This is a genomic window from Alteromonas confluentis, assembly GCF_001757105.1.
Taxonomy (GTDB): Bacteria; Pseudomonadota; Gammaproteobacteria; order Enterobacterales; family Alteromonadaceae; genus Alteromonas; species Alteromonas confluentis.
In genome coordinates this window covers 1-1,266 of record NZ_MDHN01000044.1, presented here as the reverse complement: position 1 = coordinate 1,266, position 1,266 = coordinate 1, and the positions used below count along the sequence as shown (strand labels likewise).

Annotated in this window: 1 rRNA gene; it reads left to right on the top strand. The window is 49.4% G+C overall.

The features are described from left to right. Positions 1-426 precede the first annotated feature (426 nt). Positions 427-1,266: ribosomal RNA gene (locus BFC18_RS20745) — 16S ribosomal RNA — on the top strand; the annotation flags it as partial.

Here is a 1,266-nt window from a genome sequence, read left to right as displayed (position 1 = left end):
GGGGTTTCCCCATGTGAGAGTAGCACACCGTCAGGCTCCCAATTACGAAGAAGCCCGCTCATCTGAGCGGGCTTTTTGCGTTTATAAGTGAAAGCCTACGTTTTTTGATTGTTGTGAGCAGCAGCTCCGGCCATCAACGAACCAAGGTGACCTGAGCATACTGGTGATGCAACGGGTTTCAGAGCACGGTCTTGTTATGAAAAAGGAATGAGACGACGATTTGAAAATTAATTCAAAAAACGTGTTGACTCTGAGATTAGAAAGCGTAATATACGCATCCCGCTTCAGGGGAAACCACTGAAGCAGCTAAGCAAGGCTTTTATATAAGCGCTTAGCATTGTTCTTTAAAAATGTATAACAAGACAATCTGTGTGGGCACTCGTTAAGAGTGTCAACCGACGATTCATAAAAGTTTTTCGATATATTTAATTGAAGAGTTTGATCATGGCTCAGATTGAACGCTGGCGGCAGGCCTAACACATGCAAGTCGAACGGTAGCAGGATGTGCTTGCACATCGCTGACGAGTGGCGGACGGGTGAGTAATGCTTGGGAACTTGCCTTTGCGAGGGGGATAACAGTTGGAAACGACTGCTAATACCGCATAATGTTTTCGAACCAAACGGGGCTTTTAGCTCCGGCGCAAAGAGAGGCCCAAGTGAGATTAGCTAGTTGGTGAGGTAAAGGCTCACCAAGGCGACGATCTCTAGCTGTTCTGAGAGGAAGATCAGCCACACTGGGACTGAGACACGGCCCAGACTCCTACGGGAGGCAGCAGTGGGGAATATTGCACAATGGGGGAAACCCTGATGCAGCCATGCCGCGTGTGTGAAGAAGGCCTTCGGGTTGTAAAGCACTTTCAGTTGTGAGGAAAGGTTGGTAGTTAATACCTGCCAGCTGTGACGTTAACAACAGAAGAAGCACCGGCTAACTCCGTGCCAGCAGCCGCGGTAATACGGAGGGTGCGAGCGTTAATCGGAATTACTGGGCGTAAAGCGCACGCAGGCGGTTTGTTAAGCTAGATGTGAAAGCCCCGGGCTCAACCTGGGATGGTCATTTAGAACTGGCAGACTAGAGTCTTGGAGAGGGGAGTGGAATTCCAGGTGTAGCGGTGAAATGCGTAGATATCTGGAGGAACATCAGTGGCGAAGGCGACTCCCTGGCCAAAGACTGACGCTCATGTGCGAAAGTGTGGGTAGCGAACAGGATTAGATACCCTGGTAGTCCACACCGTAAACGCTGTCTACTAGCTGTGCGTGAATTTAATT